Source organism: Streptomyces sp. RB17, from assembly GCF_009604455.1.
Lineage (GTDB): Bacteria > Actinomycetota > Actinomycetes > Streptomycetales > Streptomycetaceae > Streptomyces.
In genome coordinates this window covers 83,436-107,117 of the sequence record NZ_WEGL01000007.1, presented here as the reverse complement: position 1 = coordinate 107,117, position 23,682 = coordinate 83,436, and the positions used below count along the sequence as shown (strand labels likewise).

20 protein-coding genes, 1 tRNA gene, 1 pseudogene and 1 riboswitch are annotated in these 23,682 nt (G+C 70.9%); of the genes and pseudogenes, 17 read left to right on the top strand and 5 right to left on the bottom strand.

Going from position 1 to position 23,682, the window contains the following annotated elements; genetic code table 11:
- The first annotated feature begins 9 nt into the window (after positions 1–9).
- The 5 genes from SRB17_RS28980 to SRB17_RS28960 all read left to right on the top strand — a co-directional run bounded on the left by SRB17_RS28980 (position 10) and on the right by SRB17_RS28960 (position 5,790).
- Positions 10–1,500 carry a serine/threonine-protein kinase gene (locus SRB17_RS28980; protein WP_153543500.1) on the top strand — a complete coding sequence of 497 codons (1,491 nt, stop codon included), beginning with the start codon at positions 10–12 and terminating at the stop codon, positions 1,498–1,500.
- A gap of 121 nt (positions 1,501–1,621) precedes the next feature.
- A complete protein-coding gene (locus SRB17_RS28975) occupies positions 1,622–2,449 on the top strand; it encodes a glycoside hydrolase domain-containing protein (RefSeq protein ID WP_153543128.1) in 828 nt (275 codons plus the stop codon).
- A gap of 136 nt (positions 2,450–2,585) precedes the next feature.
- Positions 2,586–3,239 (top strand): SurA N-terminal domain-containing protein, encoded by a 654-nt coding sequence (locus tag SRB17_RS28970; protein ID WP_153543127.1) that lies wholly within the window; start codon positions 2,586–2,588, stop codon positions 3,237–3,239.
- A gap of 140 nt (positions 3,240–3,379) precedes the next feature.
- The gene (locus tag SRB17_RS28965) at positions 3,380–4,459 is read left to right on the top strand and encodes a nucleoside triphosphate pyrophosphohydrolase (protein ID WP_416237098.1); all 1,080 of its coding nucleotides are present in this window, start codon (positions 3,380–3,382) and stop codon (positions 4,457–4,459) included.
- Positions 4,456–5,790 carry a cytochrome P450 family protein gene (locus SRB17_RS28960; RefSeq protein ID WP_416237097.1) on the top strand — a complete coding sequence of 445 codons (1,335 nt, stop codon included), beginning with the start codon at positions 4,456–4,458 and terminating at the stop codon, positions 5,788–5,790. Before SRB17_RS28965 ends, SRB17_RS28960 begins: the two co-directional genes overlap by 4 nt.
- A 101-nt stretch (positions 5,791–5,891) precedes the next feature.
- On the opposite strand, the gene SRB17_RS28955 is transcribed toward SRB17_RS28960, so the two are convergent.
- Entirely contained in the window at positions 5,892–6,578 is a 687-nt protein-coding gene (locus SRB17_RS28955) for a DUF899 family protein (protein ID WP_153543126.1), read from the bottom strand.
- A gap of 288 nt (positions 6,579–6,866) precedes the next feature.
- On the opposite strand from SRB17_RS28955, the gene SRB17_RS28950 reads away from it, so the two are divergent.
- The 8 genes and pseudogenes from SRB17_RS28950 (at position 6,867) to SRB17_RS28920 (ending at position 16,207) form a co-directional block, all read left to right on the top strand.
- The gene (locus SRB17_RS28950; RefSeq protein ID WP_153543125.1) at positions 6,867–7,925 is read left to right on the top strand and encodes a transglycosylase family protein; all 1,059 of its coding nucleotides are present in this window, start codon (positions 6,867–6,869) and stop codon (positions 7,923–7,925) included.
- Positions 7,926–8,119: 194 nt separating this feature from the next.
- Positions 8,120–8,294: riboswitch (cyclic di-AMP (ydaO/yuaA leader) on the top strand.
- Positions 8,295–8,298: 4 nt separating this feature from the next.
- Complete coding sequence (locus SRB17_RS28945) at positions 8,299–9,012, top strand: transglycosylase family protein (RefSeq protein ID WP_153543124.1); 714 nt, start codon at positions 8,299–8,301, stop codon at positions 9,010–9,012.
- A gap of 348 nt (positions 9,013–9,360) precedes the next feature.
- Entirely contained in the window at positions 9,361–10,668 is a 1,308-nt protein-coding gene (gene eno, locus SRB17_RS28940; protein ID WP_153543123.1) for a phosphopyruvate hydratase, read from the top strand.
- A gap of 116 nt (positions 10,669–10,784) precedes the next feature.
- Positions 10,785–11,261, top strand: coding sequence for an FtsB family cell division protein (locus SRB17_RS28935; protein ID WP_153543122.1), 477 nt, complete (start codon positions 10,785–10,787; stop codon positions 11,259–11,261).
- Positions 11,262–11,290: 29 nt separating this feature from the next.
- Positions 11,291–11,692: pseudogene (locus tag SRB17_RS46700) on the top strand (DUF501 domain-containing protein); the annotation flags it as partial.
- A gap of 204 nt (positions 11,693–11,896) precedes the next feature.
- Positions 11,897–12,853, top strand: a complete 957-nt coding sequence (locus SRB17_RS46695; RefSeq protein ID WP_228396367.1) for a Ppx/GppA phosphatase family protein — start codon at positions 11,897–11,899, stop codon at positions 12,851–12,853.
- A 444-nt stretch (positions 12,854–13,297) separates the two neighbouring features.
- Positions 13,298–14,680, top strand: coding sequence for an NAD(P)/FAD-dependent oxidoreductase (locus SRB17_RS28925; RefSeq protein WP_153543120.1), 1,383 nt, complete (start codon positions 13,298–13,300; stop codon positions 14,678–14,680).
- A 234-nt stretch (positions 14,681–14,914) separates the two neighbouring features.
- A complete protein-coding gene (locus SRB17_RS28920; protein WP_153543119.1) occupies positions 14,915–16,207 on the top strand; it encodes an SAM-dependent methyltransferase in 1,293 nt (430 codons plus the stop codon).
- 58 nt (positions 16,208–16,265) lie between these two features.
- On the opposite strand, the gene SRB17_RS28915 is transcribed toward SRB17_RS28920, so the two are convergent.
- The gene (locus SRB17_RS28915) at positions 16,266–18,794 is read right to left on the bottom strand and encodes an ABC transporter permease (protein ID WP_153543118.1); all 2,529 of its coding nucleotides are present in this window, start codon (positions 18,792–18,794) and stop codon (positions 16,266–16,268) included.
- Positions 18,794–19,564, bottom strand: coding sequence for an ABC transporter ATP-binding protein (locus SRB17_RS28910; protein ID WP_323376379.1), 771 nt, complete (start codon positions 19,562–19,564; stop codon positions 18,794–18,796). Before SRB17_RS28910 ends, SRB17_RS28915 begins: the two co-directional genes overlap by 1 nt.
- A gap of 423 nt (positions 19,565–19,987) precedes the next feature.
- Between SRB17_RS28910 and SRB17_RS28905 the strand changes: the two genes are divergently transcribed.
- A tRNA-Leu gene (locus SRB17_RS28905) sits at positions 19,988–20,074 on the top strand.
- Positions 20,075–20,111: 37 nt separating this feature from the next.
- Here the strand turns inward: SRB17_RS28905 and SRB17_RS28900 are convergent.
- On the bottom strand, positions 20,112–20,363 hold the full coding sequence (locus SRB17_RS28900) for a hypothetical protein (RefSeq protein WP_323376378.1): 252 nt from the start codon (positions 20,361–20,363) through the stop codon (positions 20,112–20,114).
- Between the two features lie 187 nt (positions 20,364–20,550).
- Positions 20,551–20,958: a helix-turn-helix transcriptional regulator gene (locus SRB17_RS28895; RefSeq protein WP_323376377.1), complete on the bottom strand. Its 408-nt coding sequence runs from the start codon at positions 20,956–20,958 to the stop codon at positions 20,551–20,553.
- Between the two features lie 232 nt (positions 20,959–21,190).
- Between SRB17_RS28895 and SRB17_RS28890 the strand changes: the two genes are divergently transcribed.
- From SRB17_RS28890 to SRB17_RS28880, 3 genes are all read left to right on the top strand, one after another.
- Positions 21,191–21,406: a hypothetical protein gene (locus SRB17_RS28890; protein ID WP_153543116.1), complete on the top strand. Its 216-nt coding sequence runs from the start codon at positions 21,191–21,193 to the stop codon at positions 21,404–21,406.
- A gap of 42 nt (positions 21,407–21,448) precedes the next feature.
- The gene (locus SRB17_RS28885; protein WP_153543115.1) at positions 21,449–21,667 is read left to right on the top strand and encodes a hypothetical protein; all 219 of its coding nucleotides are present in this window, start codon (positions 21,449–21,451) and stop codon (positions 21,665–21,667) included.
- Positions 21,668–21,756: 89 nt separating this feature from the next.
- Positions 21,757–23,679, top strand: a complete 1,923-nt coding sequence (locus SRB17_RS28880; protein ID WP_153543114.1) for a hypothetical protein — start codon at positions 21,757–21,759, stop codon at positions 23,677–23,679.
- Positions 23,680–23,682: the final 3 nt, after the last annotated feature.

The following is a 23,682-nucleotide window of genomic DNA, read 5'->3' as shown; positions in this document are numbered from 1 at the left end:
CGGTACGAACTGTCCACGCTCATCGGGCAGGGCGGCATGGGCCAGGTGTGGACGGCGTACGACCGGCGGCTCGACCGGCGCGTGGCGGTGAAGCTGCTGCGCCCCGACAAGGTGGCCGGCCAGGAGGCGGACGAACTGCGCCGCAGGTTCATGCGCGAGTGCCGGGTGACCGCGCAGGTGGACCACCCGGGCCTGGTGACCGTGCACGACGCGGGCAGCGAGGGCGAGGAGCTGTTCCTCGTCATGCAGTACGTCGACGGCGCCGACCTGTCCGACCATCTCGCCGAGCACGATCCGTACCCGTGGCAGTGGGCGGTCGCGGTGGCCGCGCAACTGTGCGCCGTGCTGAGCGCCGTGCACGCCGTGCCGATCGTGCACCGCGACCTCAAGCCGCGCAACGTGATGGTGAAGCAGGACGGTACGGTCACCGTGCTCGACCTGGGCGTGGCCTCGGTGATGAACACCGACACCACTCGCCTCACCCACACCGGCTCCCCGATCGGCTCGCCCGCGTACATGGCGCCGGAGCAGGCGATGGGCGGGGCGGTCGGCCCCTACACCGACCTGTACGCGCTCGGTGTGCTGATGCACGAACTGCTCAGCGGTGACGTGCCGTTCGCGGGCTCCACGGCGCTCGGGGTGCTGCACCGGCACCTGTACGAGCCTCCGCTGCCCGTGCGCCGTATCCGCCCCGAGGTCCCCGAGGCGCTGGAGACGCTCGTGCTGCGGCTGCTCGCCAAGGACCCGCAGCACCGGCCGGCTTCCGCGCAGGAGGTCTACGAGCACTTGGCGGCGCTCCTGCCCGCGCGCGGCACGCCCACCGGGGCGCCCCTGGACCCCACGCGCCCCTTCCTGCGCCCGCACGCCCCCTGGCCGGACCGCGCACGGACCCCCGCGCCCCGGCCCGCCCCCGTGGCGCCGCCGCCGATGGCCGAGAAGCCCGACGTCGCCGCCGCCGTGGACGAGGTCAAGCGGCTGCTGGGGGAGGGACGCATCACCCAGGCCGTGGACATCCTGGGCGCGATCCTGCCCGCCGCCGCCGAGCAGCACGGCGAGCACTCCCCGGTCGTGCGCACCCTGCGCAAGCAGTACGCGGCCACGCTCATGGACGACGGCCAGTACCGGCGCGCGCTGCCCGAACTGCGCCGCCTCGCCGACGAACGCGCCGCGGAGGCCGGTCAGGCCGACCCGCAGTCCCTGCGCTACCGCTACGAGGCCGCGCAGTGCCTGGAGCAGCTTGGCCAGCCGGCGGCGGCGCTCGCCGAGTACCGCGCGCTGCTGCCGTACTACGAGAACCAGTACGTCTCCGGCGACCCGCAGCTCGCCCACGACGTCCGCCGGCGCATCGGCCATCTACTGCTCGCCCTGGGCGACCGGCCGTCGGCCCACGACACCCTCGCCCGGCTGCTGATGGACGTGGAGCGGCTGCACGGCCCGGGTTCTCCGATGGCCGTGGAGATCCGGCGCACGCTGCAGTGGCTGGGACAGGTGCGCGGATAGTTCTTTGCCGTTCCCTGGCGAAACTTTGTGATCATCGGGGGATTGGGTTTCCCGAAGGCTTGATCAACGCGGGATAGGTTGCGCTTCGCTTTGCCAGGCACGTACGACAGGGGTGGGTTTCATGGCCGGTCATAGGCAGTCGAAGAAGCGCAGATACATCACGTGGGCGGTGGCCGGGGCCGCCGTCCTCGCCGGCGCCGGAATCGCCGCGCAGACCTCCATGGCCGCCACCACCTGGCCGGCGCAGAAGACCTTCACCGGCCACGCGTTCGACACCTGCGCCGCGCCCTCGCTGTCGGCGATGAAGGCCTGGCACACCGGCTTCTACGGGGCCGCCGCCGTCTACGTGGGCGGCAGGAACCGCGGCTGCTCCCAGCCCAACCTCACCGCCTCCTGGGTGAAGTCGGTCAGTGCCGTCGGCTGGAAGCTCATCCCGATCTACGTCGGCGCCCAGCCGCCCTGCCAGTCCGGTTCCAACCCGGAGAAGCTCACCGCCACCACGGCCGCCTCGCTCGGCAAGACCGACGCGGACGACGCGGTGTCCAAGGCGTCGGCCCTCGGCATGAAGGCCGGCAGCCCAGTCTTCCTCGACATGGAGCCGTACGACATCACCAACACGTCGTGCAACAACGCCGTGCTGACGTACGTCCGGGCGTTCGACAAGGAACTGCGCGCCAAGACGTACCGCAGCGGCTACTACGGCTTCACCAGTTCCAGCGCCAAGGCGATCGCCACCGCCACCGACAAGACGGATCTGCCGGGCAACCTCTGGTACGCGCTGTGGGACAAGGAATACACCACGACCAGTGACTGGCCGTGGGGTTCCACCCAGTTCACCGACCACAGCCGCGGTCACCAGTACCTCGTGAACAGCAAGGAGACGCGCAACGGCTACACGATCACCGTGGACCGTGACGCGTGGGACGGCCCGGTGGCCATCACGGGCTGAGCGCGCGAGGGTGCGACGGTGCCCGAAGTCGTGGTGAATCGTTGGTCGAATGGGTTGGCCTGAGCTGAGGCGCTGCCTACCATCGATCACCGCAAGACTTTGTGCACCGTCGCACAATCTCCCCCAGGAGGTCTCCTTGCACCGCCGCCGTCGCACCGCGCTCGTCCTCACCGCCGCGATCGCCGCCGCGGCACCCCTGCTGACCGCCTGCGGAAACGATGCGCATCCGGGCGCCGCGGCCGTCGTCGGAGGGCAGCGGATCACCGTCGCCCAGCTGGAGAACCGGGTCGACGAGGTCCGCCGGGCACAGCGTGCCGCGGTGCCGGACGAGACCCAGTACCAGCAGGTCCTGGCCTCCACCAGCAGCCTCACCCGGGACACCCTGCACAACATGGTCCTCGACCGGGTGCTGAACCGTGCCGCGCAGGACGCGGGCATCACGGTCAGCCGCGAGGAGATCCAGCAGATGCGCACCGGGCTGGAGCAGCAGGCCGGCGGCGCCAAGGGGCTGCAGATGGCCTGGCTGCAGAAGTACGGCATCGCCCCGGCCCGCCTGAACGACAACCTCCGGCTCCAGCTGGAGGCGCAGAAGCTGGCCAGGCAGCTGGGCACCGACACCACCCAGCCCGACTTCTGGAAGGCGCTGTCCAAGGCGTCCCAGGAACTCCACATCGACGTCAACCCGCGCTACGGCGCCTGGGACGTGCAGAAGAGCAGCCGTGTGGACGCCAGGACGCCCTGGGTACGGGAGGTCACGACGGCCTCGGGCGGACAGCCGGCGACGGCGTAGCGAGGGGCCGGCCCGGGCGCCGGAACGGTACGGCACGTACGGCGGGTCAGCCGGGCCTGCTCGGGCAACCGAGCAGGCCCGGTCATACGATCACACGACCGTCCCCGCCCTGTGGACAACCAAATCCGCTCCCCGCCGCCGTGGGTTACGTTCGGATCGTGAACGCATCCAGCTCCGGCCTCGCCCCCGCCGCCGACCCCGGTCGCATCGTCCTGCTCACCACCAGCCACCGCGTCGCCCCCGGCCTGTTGTCCTGGCCCGCCTGGCAGGCCCTGCGCGCCGCCGACGCCGTGCTGTGCGCGGACGGAGCGCATCCGCAGCTGCCGTATCTGCGCGAGGCCGGCATAGCGGTGCAGGAGGCGTCCCCCACCGCGCAGGAGCTCGTCGACGCCTGCGCCGGCGGGCGGACGGTGGTGGTCGTGGCCACCGGCGAGGGGGAGCCCGCGCTCACCGACGGCCTGGCCCGGCTGGCCGGCTCCGGCCGTGTCGCCATGCCCGATCTGGAACTGCTCCCGGCCTCCTACGACCTGCCCGGCGCCCGTCTGCTGGACCTCGTGCAGGTCATGGACCGGATCCGCGCCGAATGCCCCTGGTCCTCCCGGCGGACCCACGAGGGCCTGGCCAAGTACGCCATCGAGGAGGCGTACGAACTTGTCGAGGCGATCGAGGCCGGCGACCGCGAGGAGCTGCGCGAGGAGCTGGGCGACGTCCTGCTCCAGGTCGTCTTCCACTCCCGGATCGCCGAGGAGCACCCGGACGCGCCGTTCTCCGTCGACGACGTGGCCGGCGGCATCGTCGCCAAGCTCGTCCACCGCCACCCGCATGTGTTCGGCGACGAGAAGGCCGAGACACCGGAGGACGTCAAGGCGCACTGGCTGCGCACCAAGGCCGAGGAGAAGCAGCGGACCTCGGTCACGGAGGGCGTCCCGCTCGGCCAGCCCGGCCTGGCCCTCGCCGCCAAGCTCGCCTCCCGCGCGCGTACGGCGGGCCTGGACGTGCCGCTTCCGCAGGGCGAGGGCATCGGCTACCAGCTGCTGGCGCTGGCGGCCCGCGCCGAGACGGAGGGCGTGGACCCGGAGGCGGCCCTGCGCGCGGCGGCGCGCGCGTACCGGGAGGCCATCCGGGAGGCGGAGGGGGTCGCCCCAGAGGCGATACCCACGGCTCCCGGCGACCACCGGGACGCGGAGGCCCACCCGGATCCGGATACGGTCGACGAGTGACCGACCAGCCCGACCCCCAGCCCGACCCCCAGCCCCACCCCCAGTCCGCCCCCGGCCCGGCCCCGGACCCCGCTCCCGCCCTGTTCACCTGGGAGTTCGCCACCGACCCCTACCCCGCCTACGCCTGGCTGCGCGAGCACGCGCCGGTGCACCGGACGCGGTTGCCCAGCGGTGTCGAGGCCTGGCTGGTCACCCGGTACGCCGATGCCAAGCAGGCCCTCGCCGACCAGCGGCTGAGCAAGAACCCGGCGCATCACGACGAACCCGCGCACGCCAAGGGCAAGACCGGCATCCCCGGCGAGCGCAAGGCCGAGCTGATGACCCATCTGCTGAACATCGACCCGCCGGACCACACCCGGCTGCGCCGCCTGGTCAGCAAGGCGTTCACCCCGCGCCGGGTCGCCGAGTTCGCGCCCCGGGTGCAGGAGCTGACCGACCGCCTCATCGACGGGTTCACGGCGAAGGGCTCCGCCGACCTCATCCACGAGTTCGCCTTCCCATTGCCCATCTACGCGATCTGCGACCTGCTCGGCGTCCCGCGCGAGGACCAGGACGACTTCCGGGACTGGGCCGGGATGATGATCCGACACGGCGGAGGACCGCGGGGCGGGGTCGCGCGGTCCGTGAAGAAGATGCGCGGCTACCTCGCCGAGCTGATCCACAAGAAGCGCGAGGCGCTGCCCGCCGAGCCCGCGCCCGGCGAGGACCTCATCTCCGGTCTCATCCGCGCCTCCGACCACGGTGAGCACCTCACCGAGAACGAGGCCGCGGCGATGGCCTTCATCCTGCTGTTCGCGGGCTTCGAGACCACCGTCAACCTGATCGGCAACGGCACCTATGCCCTGCTCACGCACCCCGCGCAGCGCGAACGCCTCCAGGACTCCCTGGCCAGGGGGATAAGGGACCTGCTGGAGACCGGAGTGGAGGAACTCCTGCGCTACGACGGCCCGGTGGAGCTGGCCACCTGGCGGTTCGCCACCGAGCCGCTCACCATCGGCGGACAGGACATCGCGCCGGGGGATCCGGTGCTCGTGGTGCTCGCGGCGGCGGACCGGGACCCGGAGCGGTTCGCCGCCCCGGATGTGCTGGACCTCGCCCGCCGCGACAACCAGCACCTCGGATACGGCCACGGCATCCACTACTGCCTCGGCGCGCCGCTCGCCCGGCTGGAGGGCCAGACCGCGCTCGCCACCCTGCTCACCCGCCTGCCCGACCTGCGGCTCGCCGTCGATCCGGCCGACCTCCGGTGGCGCGGCGGGCTCATCATGCGGGGCCTGCGCACCCTGCCCGTGGAGTTCACGCCGGTCCGGGCAGGCACCGGCGACGAGTAGTCACGGCACCGGCGACCGGAGTCCGGACACCGGCGACCAGTGGTCCAGGCACTGGCGACCAGTGGTCCAGGCACCGGCGATCGGTGGTCCAGGGGCGGCGCTCAGTAGTCCAGGCTCGCGAACCAGTCGCCACGGCCCTGCGGCGTCAGGTCGAGGAGGTGCCAGACGGGGTTGAGGAGGTCGATGCCGCGCTGGTCGATGTCCTCGGCCATGCGCGGGTGGGCGGAGTAGAAGTGGCGGACCGTGCTGTCCGCGTCCCGGGTGAAGACCGAGACGGTGGAGTCCTGCACACCGTCCTCGTCCTCGCTGCCCAGGTCGTACTTGAAGGTGCTGTCCCCGGCGCTCAGCAGCCGCAGCCGGGACCAGCCGCGAGCGCGGGCGTGCCGGCGCAGGGTGGGCGGGTCGGCGGCCGTCACGACGACGAGGTCGGCGTTCCGGGCGACGTGGTGGGCGACGCCGTTGAAGCCGTCGATCCACAGGGTGCACATCGGGCACGGGTCGGTCTGCCGTTTGCCGTACATCAAGTGGTAGACGATCAACGGCCGGCCGGGGCCGCCGGTGAACAGTTCGCTCAGCCGGACCTCGTGGACGGGCGTGTCGCCGGCGTCGAGGCCGGAGGGGCCCTCCAGAAAGACGTAGTCGCCCACTTCGGCGCCCTGCGGAAGCGCTCTGCGCAGGGCCGCGACCCTCTCGCGGTGGCGCATGAGGTCGATCTCGGCGTCGCGGAGTTCCTCGCGTGCGGCGAGGTACTCCGCGGACTCGCCGGGCAGCCGGGTGTGCCGCGCCATCGTGTCCTCCTGGACGGGAAGCCCCCGGGGTCATGTCGAGTCCATCGTCGCCGCCGCCCCGCGCGCGGCGCGTGAGGCATCGCCGTTCCGACGGGTGACATAACGGACGAGCGGGGATATCGGGGGCCGTTCACAAGGAGATGACAAACATTCAACTCCGTGATCTTCACGTGATCTGCGCGGCATGAACTTGTGACTAGTGATCGTCTGCCGATACGTTCACCCATCAGCGTGGCGAGAAGCACGACGTCGCCACGCCGGCCCCGCTGTCGCACGAAAGGCTCCCGCATGCTCTCCGGGAACGGTCGTCACCGTCGCCCCCGCCAGGCTCCGGCCCTCCTCGTCGCGGCCGGCGTGACCGGCTCCGCCATCGCCATCCCGCTGCTCGGCGCCGCGAGCGCCAACGCGGCCGACGGCACCACGTGGGACAAGGTCGCCGAGTGCGAGAGTGGCGGTTCCTGGAGCGCGGACACCGGGAACGGCTACTACGGCGGTCTGCAGATCTCGCAGGACGACTGGGGCAAGTACGGCGGCACGCAGTACGCCGAGAGCGCCGACCAGGCCAGCCGCTCGCAGCAGATAGCCGTCGCCGAGAAGATCCTCGCCGACCAGGGCACCACGCCGTGGGCCATGTGCGCGCTGACCGCCGGGCTGACCTCCCACTCCGGTTCGGTCGACGTCGACCCCGGTGTCGGCGGCTCCGGCGACGGCAGCGGTTCGAGTGACGCCTCCGGCTCGACCGACGGCTCCGACTCGTCCGGTCTGCCGGATTCGTCCTCGTCCGGCTCCGGTTCCGGCTCCAACTCCGGTTCGGGCGCCTCCGGCTCGGACTCGGCCGGTTCCTCCTCGGATGCGAGCGCCACGCCGGCCCCGAGCCGGAGCAAGCACGGCGCCGGGACCACGGACGGCACCGGCGACTCCGCCGGGACCGCAACCCCCAAGTCCGACAAGACTGACAAGTCCGGCTCGCCTGACGGCGGAAGTTCACAGGGAGGCGACAGCTCTCCCACAGCGACCCCGAGTGCCGACAACCCGGACAAATACCAGCAGAGTGCGGGTTCCTGGAGCCTGGTCGACACCGGTGCGCTCAGCAGTGGCGGACGTCACCGCGGCGAGAGCGCGGACGAAAGTGTGACAAACGGTCAGAACGCCGCATCGTCGGGCCGTCACGCCGGCGGTGCGCCCGGCACCTACACCGTCCGCGAGGGCGACTCCCTCGCCTCCATCGCCGACTCCCTTGACGTCGACGGCGGGTGGCATGCCCTCTATGCCGGCAACAAGAAGGTCATCGGCGCCGACCCGGATCACATCACCGCCGGTCAGACCCTGAAAGTCCCGGGCGAATAGGGCGACGACCAGCGGGAGTTGACGCCCCACTTCGCGACTGATGTCCGGTTTGGTGAAAGTGTGGGATGAGTCTCAGAAGCCCTGATCGTCTTTGAAATTCCGCCGAACGCATGTCTACGGTCAGGACCGCTCGTCACCACGAGCCCCGGCAGTCGCAACGCCGAATCCTGCCAGCGACCGCCCGGGAACAGTCGTCGCGTCAAGCGCCGTAGGCAGGAGCGGGGGACCCAAGGTAAGTGCCGGGCCCAGCGGTTGACGCTGGACCGGCTCGGGGTGAAGCCGCGCCTCGCGAGAGAGCGAGTGTGCGGCCGGGCAACTCAACCGGCCCGAACCCGACAGCTCACCTCGCAGGCGTCGGTGAGGGGATCGATCCATGCTGTTCTCCGGCAAGGGCAAGCACCGTCGTCCGTCCAAGGCCGTTCGCGCCGTCACGCTCGTCGGTGTCACCGGCGCCGCCGTCGCCGCCCCGCTGATGGCGGCCGGCAACGCCTCCGCCGCCACCGCCTCCCAGTGGGACGCGGTCGCCCAGTGCGAGTCCGGCGGCAACTGGTCCATCAACACGGGCAACGGCTTCTACGGCGGCCTGCAGTTCACCAACTCCACCTGGGCCGCGTACGGCGGCACCGCCTACGCCGCGCGCGCCGACCTCGCCACCAAGGCGCAGCAGATAGCCGTCGCCGAGAAGGTCCTCGGGGGCCAGGGCAAGGGCGCCTGGCCGGTCTGCGGCACGGGCCTGTCGAGCACCCCGTACAACGGCTCGGCCCCGACGACCACCAAGAGCACCACCACCAAGAGCACCACCACCAAGAGCACGAGCACCGGCGCGGCCGCTCGCTCCACCGACCAGCACGCCACGCGCTCCACCACGCGCACGGCCCCGAAGGCGAGCAAGACCGTCACCACGCCGGCCGGCAAGACGGTCAAGAAGGGCGACGGCGAGTACAAGGTCGTCAAGGGCGACACGCTCAGCGCCATCGCCGAGAAGCACCACGTCGCGGGCGGCTGGCAGAAGCTGTTCCAGCTGAACAAGGACATCGTCCAGGACGCCGACCTCATCTACCCGGGCCAGCAGCTGCACCTGAAGTGACACCCGGCTCCGAGCGGACCCACAGTGCCCTCACATCCCCGGCCCGCACACTGAAGGCCTCGTGAGGGCCACCCCCGTCCCCACGGACTCCCCGCCCCGGCGCGTGTTCCCCCGTACGCGCCGGGGCGGGGTCTTTCGTTTCTCCGCGCTGTTTCCCCACTCTTCAGCCGGGCCTCACCGCGCGGCCCCTTTGTTCCGTGGGTGAACAATGGGTACCGTCTGCGTGTCTCTCCCGTCCACGGGACGGTCGGTCGGTGGCCGGCGCCCCGGGGACGGTTAGGCTCTAGTCGCAAGGCACAGCCGTAAGGCACCACGCCCCGCACTTCCAGCGTCACATCCAAGAAGGAGATGCTCGTGCCGTCCATCGACGTCGTCGTAGCCCGGGAAATCCTGGACTCCCGAGGCAACCCCACGGTCGAGGTCGAGGTCGGCCTCGACGACGGCAGCACGGGTCGTGCCGCCGTCCCGTCCGGCGCCTCCACCGGCGCCTTCGAGGCCATCGAGCTCCGCGACGGTGACCCGAACCGCTACCAGGGCAAGGGCGTCGAGAAGGCCGTCCTCGCCGTCATCGAGCAGATCGGCCCGGAGCTGGTCGGCTACGACGCCACCGAGCAGCGCCTGATCGACCAGGCCATGTTCGACCTGGACGCCACCGACAACAAGGGCTCCCTCGGCGCCAACGCCATCCTCGGCGTCTCCCTCGCCGTCGCCCACGCCGCCTCCGAGGCGTCCGACCTCCCGCTCTTCCGCTACCTGGGCGGCCCCAACGCGCACCTGCTGCCGGTGCCGATGATGAACATCCTCAACGGCGGCTCGCACGCGGACTCCAACGTGGACATCCAGGAGTTCATGATCGCCCCGATCGGCGCGGAGTCCTTCTCCGAGGCCCTGCGCTGGGGCGCCGAGGTCTACCACACCCTCAAGTCCGTCCTGAAGGCCAAGGGTCTGTCCACCGGCCTCGGCGACGAGGGCGGCTTCGCCCCGAACCTGGGCTCCAACCGCGAGGCCCTCGACCTCATCCTCGAGGCCGTCAAGCAGGCCGGGTACGTCCCCGGCGAGCAGATCGCCCTCGCGCTCGACGTCGCCGCCTCCGAGTTCTACAAGGACGGCAAGTACCTCTTCGAGGGCAAGGAGCGCTCCGCCGCCGAGATGACGGAGTACTACGAGGAGCTCGTCGCGGCCTACCCGCTCGTCTCCATCGAGGACCCGCTGTTCGAGGACGACTGGGCCGGCTGGAAGGTCATCACGGACAAGCTCGGCGACAAGGTCCAGCTGGTCGGCGACGACCTGTTCGTCACCAACCCCGAGCGCCTCGCCCGCGGCATCGAGGAGGGCACCGCCAACGCCCTGTTGGTGAAGGTGAACCAGATCGGCTCGCTGACCGAGACCCTGGACGCCGTCGAGCTGGCCCAGCGCAGCGGCTTCAAGTGCATGATGTCCCACCGCTCCGGCGAGACCGAGGACGTCACCATCGCCGACCTCGCCGTCGCCACCAACTGCGGCCAGATCAAGACCGGCGCCCCGGCCCGCTCCGAGCGCGTCGCCAAGTACAACCAGCTGCTGCGCATCGAGGAGATCCTCGACGACGCCGCGGTGTACGCCGGCCGCAGCGCGTTCCCGCGCTTCAGGGGGAACGCGCAGATCTCCAAGGGCTGAGCCCGTAGAGGCTACGTCTTAGCCAGTCGTACGTACGTCCCCGGACCCGGTCCCGTACCGTGTCCGGGGACGTACGCACGTGTGAGACCCGGACACAAGGGGAGGCGGAGGGGCCGATGGCCGTGAAGGACCGGGACCGTTTCTCCACCGCGACCAGGCTGCGGCAGCTCGGCGAGCAGACGGCGGCGCGGGTCTACCGCTCCCAGACCAGGCGCCAGGCCCGCCGCTCCCGGCTCACCGGCCGCGCGGCGCTGCTCGCGCTGGTGCTGTGCTCGATGGTCGTCGCGCTCGCCTATCCGATGCGGCAGTACGTCTCCCAGCGCGCCCAGATCTCCGACCTCCAGCGGCAGCAGGAGCAGGCCCGCAAGCGGGTCGAGCAGCTGCGCGACCTCAAGGCGCGCTGGCAGGACGACTCCTACGCCGAGCAGCAGATCCGGCGCCGGCTGCACTACGTGATGCCCGGGGAGACCGGGTACATCGTCGTCGGCCCCGGCGCGGCCAGGCAGTCCCGCGCCGAGTCCGGGGCCGCCCGCCGGCCCTGGTACGCGAACGTCTGGGACGGCGTCGACAAGTCCGACGCCTCCGACCAGTGAACCGACAGAAAGTCATTCGAGAAGCAGTCATGCACACGCCCCCGCCGCCCACTGAGCGCACCGAGCCCACCGACGCGGACGTCGAGGCCTTCAAGCAGCAGCTGGGCCGCCCGCCGCGGGGCCTGCGGGCCATCGCACACCGCTGCCCGTGCGGTCAGCCGGACGTCGTGGAGACGGCGCCCCGGCTGCCCGACGGCACGCCCTTCCCGACGACGTACTACCTGACGTGCCCGCGCGCCGCCTCGGCGATCGGGACGCTGGAGGCGGACGGCGTCATGAAGGAGATGACCGAGCGGCTGCAGACCGATCCCGAGCTGGCCGCCGCCTACCGGGCCGCGCACGAGGACTACATCCGGCGCCGGGACGAGATCGAGGTCCTGGAGGGCTTCCCGAGCGCGGGTGGCATGCCGGACCGGGTGAAGTGCCTGCACGTGCTGGTGGCCCACTCGCTGGCCGCCGGCCCGGGCGTGAACCCGCTCGGCGACGAGGCGATCGCCATGCTGCCGGAGTGGTGGCGCAAGGGGCCGTGCGTGCAGCCGCTCCAGGCGCCCGACCCGGCGGACGAGCACCCGGGTGAGGAGGGTGCCGTCCTCGACCCGACCGAGGTCCGCAGCGGATTCTTCGCGGAGCGGCCGATGGTTCCGGCCGGCTTCTCGCGGGTCGCCGCCGTCGACTGCGGCACGAACTCCATCCGGCTGCTGGTCGCCGACGTCGACCCGGCCACCGGCGAACTGCTGGAACTGGACCGGCGCATGACGATCGTGCGGCTCGGCCAGGACGTGGACCGCACCGGCCGGCTGGCGCCGGAGGCGCTGGAGCGGACCTTCGCCGCGTGCCGGGAGTACGCCGGGGTCATCCGTGAACTCGGCGCCGCCACGGTGCGGTTCGTCGCCACCTCCGCCTCCCGGGACGCCGAGAACCGGGACGACTTCGTGCGGGGAGTCGTGGACATCCTCGGCGTCGAGCCCGAGGTCATCTCCGGCGACCAGGAGGCCGAGTTCTCCTTCACCGGCGCGACCAAGGAACTGAAGGGCCGGGACGACCTCGTCAAGCCTTATCTGGTGGTGGACATCGGCGGCGGCTCCACCGAGTTCGTCGTCGGCGAGGAGCACGTCCGGGCGGCGCGGTCCGTGGACGTCGGCTGCGTGCGGATGACCGAGCGGCACCTGGTGCAGGACGGCAAGGTCTCCGACCCGCCCACCGAGCAGCAGATCGCCGCCATGAGGGCCGACATCGAGGCGGCCCTGGACCTCGCCGAGGAGACGGTCCCGCTGCGCGAGGCGCGCACCCTGGTGGGCCTCGCCGGGTCCGTCACCACCGTCTCGGCGATCGCTCAGGAGCTGCCGGAGTACGACTCCGCGCGCATCCACCACTCCCGGATCTCCCGCGACCGGGTCCGCGAGATCACCGAGTGGCTGCTGCGCTCCACGCACGCCGAGCGCGCCGCGATCCCGTCGATGCACCCCGGCCGGGTCGACGTCATCGGCGCGGGCGCCCTCGTGCTGCTCGCGATCATGGAGCGGACCGGCGCCGAGGAGGTCGTGGTGAGCGAGCACGACATCCTGGACGGCATCGCGTGGTCGGTGGCGTAGCTCTCTTTTGTTACTGATTGGTAGCCATCCGCTGAGCAGGTCGGATAACGTTTGAGCGGCGTCGGGGGCCCTTCGGGGCCCCTTCGTCGCACGCGCTCCGGAAAAGTTCGTGAAGTTCTTCACAAGGAATTGGGCCCGGCCGGGCCGCGAATGGGTGCCGGTTGGCCCTTCCGGGGGCCCAAAGGTCGTTTGAACATGTTCAGATGAAGGGTGTGGGCCGCTGCGGAACGGGTTGTTCCCGGGGCTGTCACGGCACCCTCACCACCGCCCCGTCGACCCGGAGAGGCAGCTCACGCGGCATTGACAAGGGTGCAAAGGGGGCTGCGGTTCCCGTCGTCCGCCATGAGCTGAGTCACGCGGGTCGCGCAGTGTAGCACAGGGCCTGTCAGACCTTGTGAAGGGGCGCACGAGCACCCCCTCCGAGGCAGGTGGATACTCGATGGCATGAGCACCACGGAGCGTCCCAGGATCCTCGTAGTAGGCGGTGGGTACGTAGGCCTGTACGCAGCTCGGCGCATTCTCAAGAAGATGCGCTACGGCGAGGCGACCGTCACGGTCGTCGACCCCCGGTCGTACATGACCTACCAGCCCTTCCTCCCCGAAGCCGCCGCCGGCAACATCTCCCCTCGCCACGTCGTCGTCCCGCTGCGGCGCGTGCTGCCGAAGGCGGAGGTCCTCACCGGTCGGGTCACCACCATCGACCAGGACCGCAAGGTCGCCACGATCGCCCCGCTCGTGGGCGAGGCGTACGAGCTGCCCTTCGACTACCTCGTCATCGCGCTCGGCGCGGTCTCCCGCACCTTCCCGATCCCCGGCCTCGCCGAGCAGGGCATCGGCATGAAGGGCATCGAGGAGTCCATCGGCCTGCGCAACCACGTCCTCGAGCAGTTGGACAAGGCCGACTCCACGACCGACGAGGAGATCCGCCGCAAGGCGCTCACCTTCGTCTTCATCGGTGGTGGCTTCGCGGGCGCGGAGACCATCGGCGAGGTCGAGGACCTGGCCCGGGACGCGGCCAAGTACTACAAGAACGTGTCCCGCGAGGACATGCGCTTCATCCTCGTCGACGCCGCCGACAAGATCCTCCCCGAGGTGGGTCCCAAGCTCGGCCAGTACGGCAAGGAGCACCTCGAGGGCCGCGGCGTGGAGATCTACCTCTCCACCTCCATGGACTCGTGCGTCGACGGCCACGTGGTGCTGAAGAACGGCCTCGAGGTCGACTCCAACACGATCGTCTGGACCGCCGGCGTCAAGCCGAACCCGGCCCTCTCCCGCTTCGGTCTGCCCCTCGGCCCGCGCGGCCACGTCGACTGCGAGCCGACGCTCCAGGTCAAGGGCACGGACTACATCTGGGCCGCCGGTGACAACGCACAGGTCCCGGACCTCGTCGGCCGCAAGGCGGGCAACGAGAACGCCTGGTGCCCGCCGAACGCCCAGCACGCGCTGCGCCAGGCCAGGGTGCTCGGCGACAACGTGGTCTCCGGCATGCGGGGCTTCCCGCAGAAGGACTACGAGCACGCCAACAAGGGTGCGGTCGCCGGTCTCGGCCTGCACAAGGGCGTGGCGATGATCGTCATGGGCAAGATGAAGATCAAGCTCAAGGGCCGCCTCGCCTGGTACATGCACCGTGGCTACCACGGCATGGCGATGCCGACCTGGAACCGCAAGATCCGCGTCTTCGCGGACTGGACGCTCGGCATGTTCCTCAAGCGCGAGGTCGTCTCCCTGGGCGCCATGGAGAACCCGCGCGAGGAGTTCTACGAGGCCGCGAAGCCGGCGCCGGTCGCTGCCGCGCCGAAGACCGAGGAGAAGGCCAAGGCCTCCTGACCCCGGTCGGCTGAACACGCCGAAGGGGCCGCCCGCCATCCGTGGTGCGGGCGGCCCCTTCGGCGTGTGTGCGCACCGGCTCCCGCGACAGCACGCCCGGCCCCTCCGCTCCCCATCTGTATGGCCCGTACAACTGTTTTGCTGAGTTGTAACTCCTTTGCGGGACTGCGCAGGAGGGCCGACGGTGTTTACGTGGTTACCGGCATCCGGGATCTCGTCTTGGAGGTGTGCGCCATGGCCGACGCCGCGTCGCGGCTGAGGAGTGTTGCCGAGCAGTTGCTGGGAGCTCCGCTCCCGCTACGGATCCGTGCCTGGGACGGCTCGCAGGCCGGGCCGCCGGACGCGCCGGCGCTCGTCGTGCGCAATCGCCGGGCCCTGCGCCGCATGCTGTTCAAACCGGGCGAACTGGGCCTCGTCCGCGCCTGGGTGTCCGGGGACCTGGGCATCGAGGGCGACCTGTACACCGCGCTCGACGCGCTGGCGGGGCTGGTCTGGGAGCGCGACGAGGACGCGCCCGGCCTCCTGCAGACCCTGCGCGACCCCGCCGTCCGGGCCGCGGTCCGCGAGCTGTTGAAGCTGGCCGGGCCCCCGGTCCCGCCCGCCCCGCCGCGCGAGGAGATCCGCCGGCCGCGCCGGCATCTGCACACCCGGCGCACCGACAAGCGGGCGATCAGCCACCACTACGACGTCGGCAACGACTTCTACGAGATCGTCCTCGGCCCGTCCATGGTGTACTCCTGCGCCTACTGGGAGGACGACGGGACGCTGGAGGACGCCCAGCGCGACAAGCTGGAACTCATCAGCGCCAAACTCGGCCTGACGCCCGGTCAGCGGCTGCTGGACGTCGGCTGCGGCTGGGGCTCGATGGCGATCCACGCGGCCCGCGAGCACGGCGTGAGCGTCGTCGGGGTCACCCTGTCGCAGGAGCAGGCGGCGTACGCCCGTAAGCGCGTCGCCGACGAGGGGCTGACCGACCGGGTGGAGATCAGGGTCCAGGACTACCGGGACGTGGCGGACAGGCCCTTCGACGCCATCTCCTCCATCGGCATGGCGGAACACGTCGGTGCCGAGCGGTACCTGGAGTACGCCCGCCGGCTGCACGACCTGCTGAAGCCCGGCGGGCGGCTGCTCAACCACCAGATCGCCCGCCGCCCGCAGCACGACGAAGCGGCGTACGCCGTGGACGAGTTCATCGACTCCTATGTCTTCCCGGACGGCGAACTCGCCCCGATCGGCACCACCGTCACCCAGCTGGAGCGCGCCGGGTTCGAGGTGCGGGACGTGGAGTCGATCCGCGAGCACTACGCCCGCACCCTGCGCCGGTGGGTCGCCAACCTGGAGGGGGAGTGGGCCCGCGCGGTCCGCCTCACCAGCCCCGGCCGGGCCCGTGTCTGGCAGCTGTACATGGCCGCCTCCGCACTCGCCTTCGAACACAACCGGATCGGGGTCAACCAGGTCCTGGCGGTCCGCACTCCGGAGTCGGGCGCGTCCGGCCTGCCGCTGCGCACCCGCACCTGGAACACCTGACCCGGGTACGGCAGAAGGGGGGCCCTTTTCCGGGCCCCCCTTCACCGTCGTACCACCGCTACTCGGCCTTGATCGCCGCCAGCATGTTCAGCCGGGCCGCGCGCCGGGCCGGCCACAGCGCGGCGAGGACGCCGACCGTTCCCGCCAGCAGCAGGAAGACCGCCATCCGGCCCCAGGGCAGGACCAGTTCGTACGTCGGCATCTTCGTGCCCAGCAGCTGACCGGCCGCCCAGCCGAAGAACACGCCGAGGCCGATGCCGAGCACCCCGCCGAACAGGGAGATCACCAGGGACTCCAGGCGGACCATCCGCTTGACCGCCTTGCGGTCCAGGCCGATCGCGCGGAGCATGCCGATCTCCTGGGCGCGTTCGAAGACGGACATGGCCAGGGTGTTGATGACGCCGAGGACCGCGACGATCACCGCCATGCCGAGCAGGCCGTAGAGCATGTTCAGCATCGTCGTGAAGATCTGCGCGATGCTGTTGGAGATGTCCTGCTTGTCCTGGATCTTGATGGCCGGGTTGGTGCCGAGAACCTTCGTCAGCCTGGTCTTCGTCGCGTCGGAGGCGCCGTCCATCGTCTTGACCATGACCTGCATGTCGGCGGGGTCCTTCAGGTGCGGGGTGAGGACGCCGTTGTCGAGCATGATCCCCTGGATCATGTCGTTGCCCTCGTAGACACCGGCGACGGTCAGCGTGCGTGCCTTGCCGTCCTCGAAGTGCGCCGTGAAGTGCGAACCGGGCGTCCAGCCGTACTCCTTGGCCCGGTCCTTGTCCACGACGACCCGCGTGCCGCTCACCGTGAACGAGCCCTCGTCCACCTTCAGATCGGTGAGCTTCCCGATGGACGAGCCGTTGACGCCGGTCAGGAACTCGGTCTTGCCGTCGATGCGCGAGGGCGCGTTGCGCAGCGGGCTGCTGGCGGTCACGCCGTCGGCGGTGGCGAGCTTGTCCGCCACGTCCGGGGAGAGCGGGGAGCGGTTGGCCATCGAGACGACGTAGTCCGCGCGGATCGCCGAGGAGGCCATCTTGTCGATGGCGGTCTGCAGACTGCCCGCCATCACCGTCATGCCGGTGATCAGGGTCAGGCCGATCATCAGCGCGGAGGCGGTGGCCGCCGTACGGCGCGGGTTGCGCACCGAGTTCTGGCGGGCCAGCTTGCCCGAGACACCGAAGGCGCGCAGCACCGGGGCGGCGGCCGCGATCAGCGGGCGGGACAGCAGCGGGGTCAGGATGAACACGCCGATGATGAGCAGGACCGCGCCGATGCCCATCGGGCCCTGGGCGGAGTCGGCGTCCATCGACGTGGCCGCGAGGACCACCGCGACGCCGGCCGCCGCGAACAGCGCGCCGAGCGTGTTGCGCAGCACCAGCGACTTGGTGGTGGCCTTGGCGTGCACGCTGCTCATCGCCGCCACGGGCGGGATCTTCGCGGCCCGGCGGCCGGGCAGCCAGGCGGCGAGCATGGTGATGAGGATGCCGACCGCGAGGGCGGCCACCACGGTGCCGGGGCTGATCACCAGCGGCCCGTCGGGCACGCTCGCGCCGAAGGAGCCCAGCAGCGAGCGCAGGCCCGCGCCGATGCCGACGCCGGCGGCGAGCCCCGCCACACCGGCGACCGCGCCGACCGCGAACGCCTCGATCAGCACCGAGCGGGTCACCTGGCGGCGGGAGGCGCCGACCGCACGCAGCAGGGCCAGTTCCCGGGTGCGCTGGGCGACCAGCATGGTGAAGGTGTTGGCGATGATGAACGTGCCGACGAACAGCGCGATACCGGCGAACACCAGCAGCGCCTGCTTCAGGCCGCTCATCGAGTCGGCGATCTGCTTGGCCTGGTCGTCGGCGAGCTGCTTGCCGGTGGTGGTCTCCACCAGGCGGGTCGGCAGGGCCTTGTCCAGCTCGGCCTTCAGCGCGCCCTGGCCGGTGCCGGCCGCGGCCTTGACGTCGATCTCGTCGAAGGCGCCCTTCTTGCCGAACAGCTTCTGCGCGGTCGGCGTGTCGAACAGGGCGAGGCTGCCGCCCGCGGAGACGTTGCCGTCGTCGGTGGTGAAGACGCCGGCGAGGGTCGGGGTGAGGACCGGGCCGTTCACGGACAGGCGCACGGTGTCGCCGACCTGGTAGCCGGCCCGCTTGGCGGTCTTGGAGTCGAGCAGCACCTCGCCCGCGCCGCGCGGGGCGTGACCGCTGACCAGCGGGTACCGGGCGTCCTTGGTGCCCCAGTAGTTGCCGCCGGCGGACTGCCAGTCGCCGCCGACCAGCTTGCCGTCCTTGCCGGCGACGGCGGTGAAGCCACTGACGACACCGGTCGCGGAGGCGGCACCCGGGACCTTGGTGGCCTTGTCCAGCGTGGCCTGGGTCAGATCCGGCGTCTTGCCGACCTTGTCGCCCGACGACTCCTGGTACTTGGGCTGTACGGCGACGTCGACCCGGTCGAAGCCCTTGGCGGAGCTCTTCTGGTAGGCGTCGGAGATGGTGTTGGTGAAGACGAGCGTCCCGGCGACGAAGGCCACGCCGAGCATCACGGCGAGCACGGTCATCAACAGCCGGGCCTTGTGCGCGAGAACGTTGCGCAGGGCGGTGCGGAACATCAGGAGGTACGGCCCTTCGCGTCGAAATGCTTCATGAGGTCGAGGACCGAGTCGGCCGTAGGGCCGTGGATCTCGTCGACGATCCGGCCGTCCGCCAGGAAGACCACGCGGTCCGCGTACGCCGCCGCCACCGGGTCGTGGGTCACCATGACGACGGTCTGGCCGAGCTCGCGCACGGAGTTGCGCAGGAAGCCGAGGACCTCGGCGCCGGAGCGTGAGTCGAGGTTTCCGGTCGGCTCGTCACCGAAGATGATCTCGGGCCTGGAGGCCAGGGCGCGGGCGACGGCCACGCGCTGCTGCTGGCCGCCGGAGAGCTGCGAGGGCCGGTGGCCGAGCCGGTCGGACAGTCCGACCATCGAGATCACCTGGTCCAGCCAGGCCTTGTCCGGCTTCCGTCCGGCGATGTCCATGGGCAGGGTGATGTTCTCCAGGGCGGTCAGCGTCGGCAGCAGGTTGAAGGCCTGGAAGATGAAGCCGATCTTGTCCCGGCGGAGCTTGGTGAGCTGCTTGTCCTTCAGGGAGCCCAGCTCGGTCTCGCCGATGCGCACGGATCCCGAGGAGAAGGTGTCGAGCCCGGCCACGCAGTGCATGAGCGTGGACTTGCCCGAGCCGGACGGACCCATGATCGCGGTGAACTCGGCCTGCCGGAAGTCGACGGAGACCCGGTCCAGGGCGACCACCCGGGTCTCACCCTGCCCGTAGATCTTCGACAGCTCCGTGGCGCGGGCGGCCACGGCTGTGGTGCGGTCTGCGGTGGGTGTGGTGGTCACGGGACGGTGCTCCTGTCGGGACGACGTGTGTTCCATGGGGACCGTTCCATCGTCCCGGTGCCGGGGGCGCGTGTAGTCAGTCGCTGTTCCGGTTCCGGAGGCCGACTCGGGTCGGACGGGAGAGGGCCGTGTCATACCTGGGGAGGACGGCGGACCCTGAGAGCGGCACCGTCGGATCGCCGTCGAACCGCTGTCCGGCGATGTCGAGAACGGGTGGAACACCCTCGTTAGGACGGTGAAATTCCGTCATTCCGCGTACGGGCGTACCCCCGTCACGTCAGGCTGCTGGCAAGTGCGGATGGCGCGTTCCGCGGGCTGATGCACCCTCAGACCTCAATAAAATAAGACAACATCGGGACACCCGTCGGCTGTTCGAGGGATGCGTCCCGATAGGCTCGAAGCTCGAAGCGGAGCCCATGGCCTGCCCGGATGGTGGAATGCAGACACGGCGAGCTTAAACCTCGCTGCCCCTTCGCGGGCGTGCCGGTTCAAGTCCGGCTCCGGGCACCAACCGCGCCCCTGACGCAGGGGCGCACTCCGCGGCTCATCACCCTTCGTACACCGTCAGTACCGCTCCGTCCACCTCGATGCGCCGGCCCGCCCGGAGCCCGTCCGTGCGCAGGGTGCGCAGGCAGGTGTCGAACAGCTCCAGCTCGTCCGCGTCCAGGATCGCGGCGGCCAGGTCGAGCAGCTCGGTCACCGCCTCCTCGGTGAGCACCTCGGGCAGTTCGCCGGAGAGCAGGACGACCGATTCGCCGGCGGGGCCCCGGACCACCGCGGTGGCCGGTCCGCCATGCACGAACAACACGTTCCCCCCAAAGAGCCCGGGGTGGTCGTGCGGCTCTCGCTCCTCGGGCAGGACGAGAGACTAGCGGGGGATCTCGGTCCATTCGGGCGCAGTTGCAATTTTTCCGGCGCCGTACCGGTGCGGCGCCACTCCGGTTGAGCGGCATCGTCCGGCACCGGCCGGGAAGCGGAGGGCCGGCCTACTTCTCCGGCGCCGGCCGCGCGGAGCGGCCCAGCAGCGACTCGACCAGGGCGGCGACATGCCGGCGGTCCTCGGCCGACAGCTGCTGCACGCTGGCGATGAGCAGTTCCACCTCGGGGTCGGTGCCGCGGGGGGCCGCGGCATCGGCGTCCCGGGTGTCCGGGCCGCCGTAGACGTGGATGCCGCAGGCCTCGGCCGCGGCCCGGCGCACGGTGTCGAGCGGCAGCTCAAGGCCCTTGGCCAGGCCTTCCAGAGTGGTGGCCTGGGGCATGCGGACGACCCGGTCGGTGGTGGCCAGGTGGTGGACCGTGGAGCGGGGCACACCGCCGCGCCGTGCCACGTCGCCGTAGGACCAGCCCTTGCGGTCGAGACGCTCACGGATCAACTGCTGCAGTGCGTTGGCCACCGAAGTCCACTTCCTGCTCGCCGCTCGACCGAACCGTCCCTGTCGGCGCCGATTCTACGGTCGGGCAGCGGGGCCGCCGAAAGGGTGATTCACCGAACGGGTTGCGCGACGGTGCCGCGAGGCCCTAGTGTCCAATCTCGTTGGACAGCTCGTCCGACCAAGTTGGACAGAGTCCGGGGGGATCCTGACTCTCTCCGACCGGAACCGCCTGTTTCCCGAGGGGGAATCGACCATGTTGAACGCCCATGAGCTCGACGCCGAGTCCGCGGAGCTGCTGCCGGGCCGTGAGGCCCTCGGCCGGCTGAAGTTCAGCTTCGGCAAGACGGTCAACGTCACCAAGCACGTCGCGAACATCAGCGCCCACAACGAGTCGGCGGCCCTGAACGACCACTCCTCGTGGTCCGTGGCCGACTCCGGCGCCGGCCAGACCATCAGCGTCAGCCAGTAACCCTCGCGCACCCGACCCACCCACCACGAAAGGACGACCACCATGAGCATGGACATGCGCGAGCTGGACGGCGAGTCCGCGGAGCTGCTGCCGGGCCGTGAGGCCCTCGGCCGGCTGAAGTTCAGCTTCGGCAAGACGGTCAACGTCACCAAGCACGTCGCGAACATCAGCGCCCACAACGAGTCGGCGGCCCTGAACGACCACTCCTCGTGGTCGGACGCCGAGTCGGCGGCCCAGCAGACGATCACCGTCACGCAGTAACGGCACTACGGCCGCGGGGGCGGATCGCACGCGTGCGGGGCGGTCCGCCTCCGCGGCTTTTGCGGGGGGAACGTGGGGGGAGACCACAGATGACGGTGCTCGACGACGGCGCGAGCGCGTTGTACGACACCGGTCCGGTGCCCGGGCCCGGGGGCTGGCCGGTGACGTACGAACAGGTGACGACCGGCAGCCTGCCGGCCGTCGGAACGCCGGCCCGGCCGGCCCCGCGGCTCAGCGCGGGACTGCGGCTGCACGGCGAGTACCAGGGCTCGGGCTTCACCGAACCGAAGTACATCGCCCGTCGGGGGGACGGGCAGGTCGTCCAGTTGTCGCGGCTGCTGTACCTGGTGGCGTCGTCCGTCGACGGCGTCCGTGACGTCGAGACGATCGCCCACCGGGTCAGCGCGCGCTACGGCCGCGAGGTCAGCGGCGAGAACATCGGCTATCTGCTGGAGAACAAGCTCCAGCCGCTCGGCGTGACCGTGCCCGAGGGCCAGGAGGACGACGAGGTCGACGCCCCGCGCTCCGACCTGCTGCTCGCCCTCAAGGGCCACCGGGTGATCTTCGACGAGCGCCGTACGGCACGGATCGCGCGCACCCTGGCCTGGCTGCACCGCCCGGCCGTGGTCGCCGCCGTCCTGCTCACGGCGCTCGCGATGGACGTCTGGCTGTTCGGCTTCTTCGGGGCGATCGAACCGGTGCTGGAGGTCCTGGACCAGCCGGTGCTGATCCTCATCGTCTTCGGCCTCACCGTGGCCTCGCTCGTCTTCCACGAGTTCGGCCACGCCTCCGCCTGCCGCTACGGCGGCGCCCGGCCCGGCTGCATCGGCTGCGGGCTGTTCCTCATCTGGCCGTCGATGTACACCGACGTCACCGACGTCTACCGGATCTCCCGCGGCGGCCGGCTCCGCACGGACCTCGGCGGGGTGTACTTCAACGTCGTCTTCATGCTCGCCATGGCCGGGGCCTACTTCGCCACCGGGGCGCAGTTCTTCCTGGCGGCCGTCTACCTCGGGCACTTCGAGATCCTGGAACAGCTGATGCCGGCCGTCCGCCTGGACGGCTACTACATCCTCGGTGACCTCGCCGGAGTGCCCGATCTCTACGGCAAGATCAAGCCGATCCTGCTTTCGCTGCTGCCGGGCGGGAAGGGCCGGGCGGCCCGCGCGGAGGTCGCCGGGCTGAAGAGGTCCGCGCGCACCGTCGTGGCCGGCTGGGTGCTGACGATGGTGCCGCTGATCGTCGGCGAGATGGGCTACGCGCTGTGGAACCTGCCCCGGATCCTCACCACGATGGTCCGCTCGCTGGCCGAGCAACTCCTCGGCACCGGCGGGGCGTTCGCACACGGACAGATCCTTGCCGGGCTCGTCGGGGTGATCGGCAGCGTGATGCTGCTGTGCCCGATGGCCGGTGTCGTCTATCTGTCCGTGAAGATCGGCGGCCGGCTCTGCCGGGCCGCGAACCGCTCCACCGCCGGACGGCCCCGGCTGCGGCTGGCCCTGTGCGTGCTCGCCCTCGCCGGACTGACCGGGCTCTCCTACGCCTGGGTGTCCGGGATGACCCCGAAGCCGCTGCCGAAGAAGCCCCCGATCGCACCGATCCTGCAGCCCGGGGTGCCGACCGAGGCGCCCGCGCCGCGGGACGCCTCGACCCCGGGCCACAGCGGGCACGGCGGGTACGGCACCGGCGGCGCCTCCGTGTCGCCCTCCGCGGTGCCGGGGGCGTCCGCGTCGGCGTCGGGCGCAGGGCCGTCGCCGGGCACCTCCCTGAGCGCGACCGCCTCCGCGCCGCAGTCCGCGGCGTCGGATCCGGCACCGGGCGCGCCGACCGGCTCCCGGTCCCATCAGCCGGACTCCTCCACCGGCGGCGTCACCGCGAGCACGCCCCCGCCCACCACCGCGGATCCCGGCCCCCCGGCCTCCCCGACCCCGTCGGAGAGCGTCCCCGTGTCACCGACCGGAAGCCCCGCACCCACCTCGTCAGGCGACTCGCCCGCACCCGCGTCGTCCTGACAC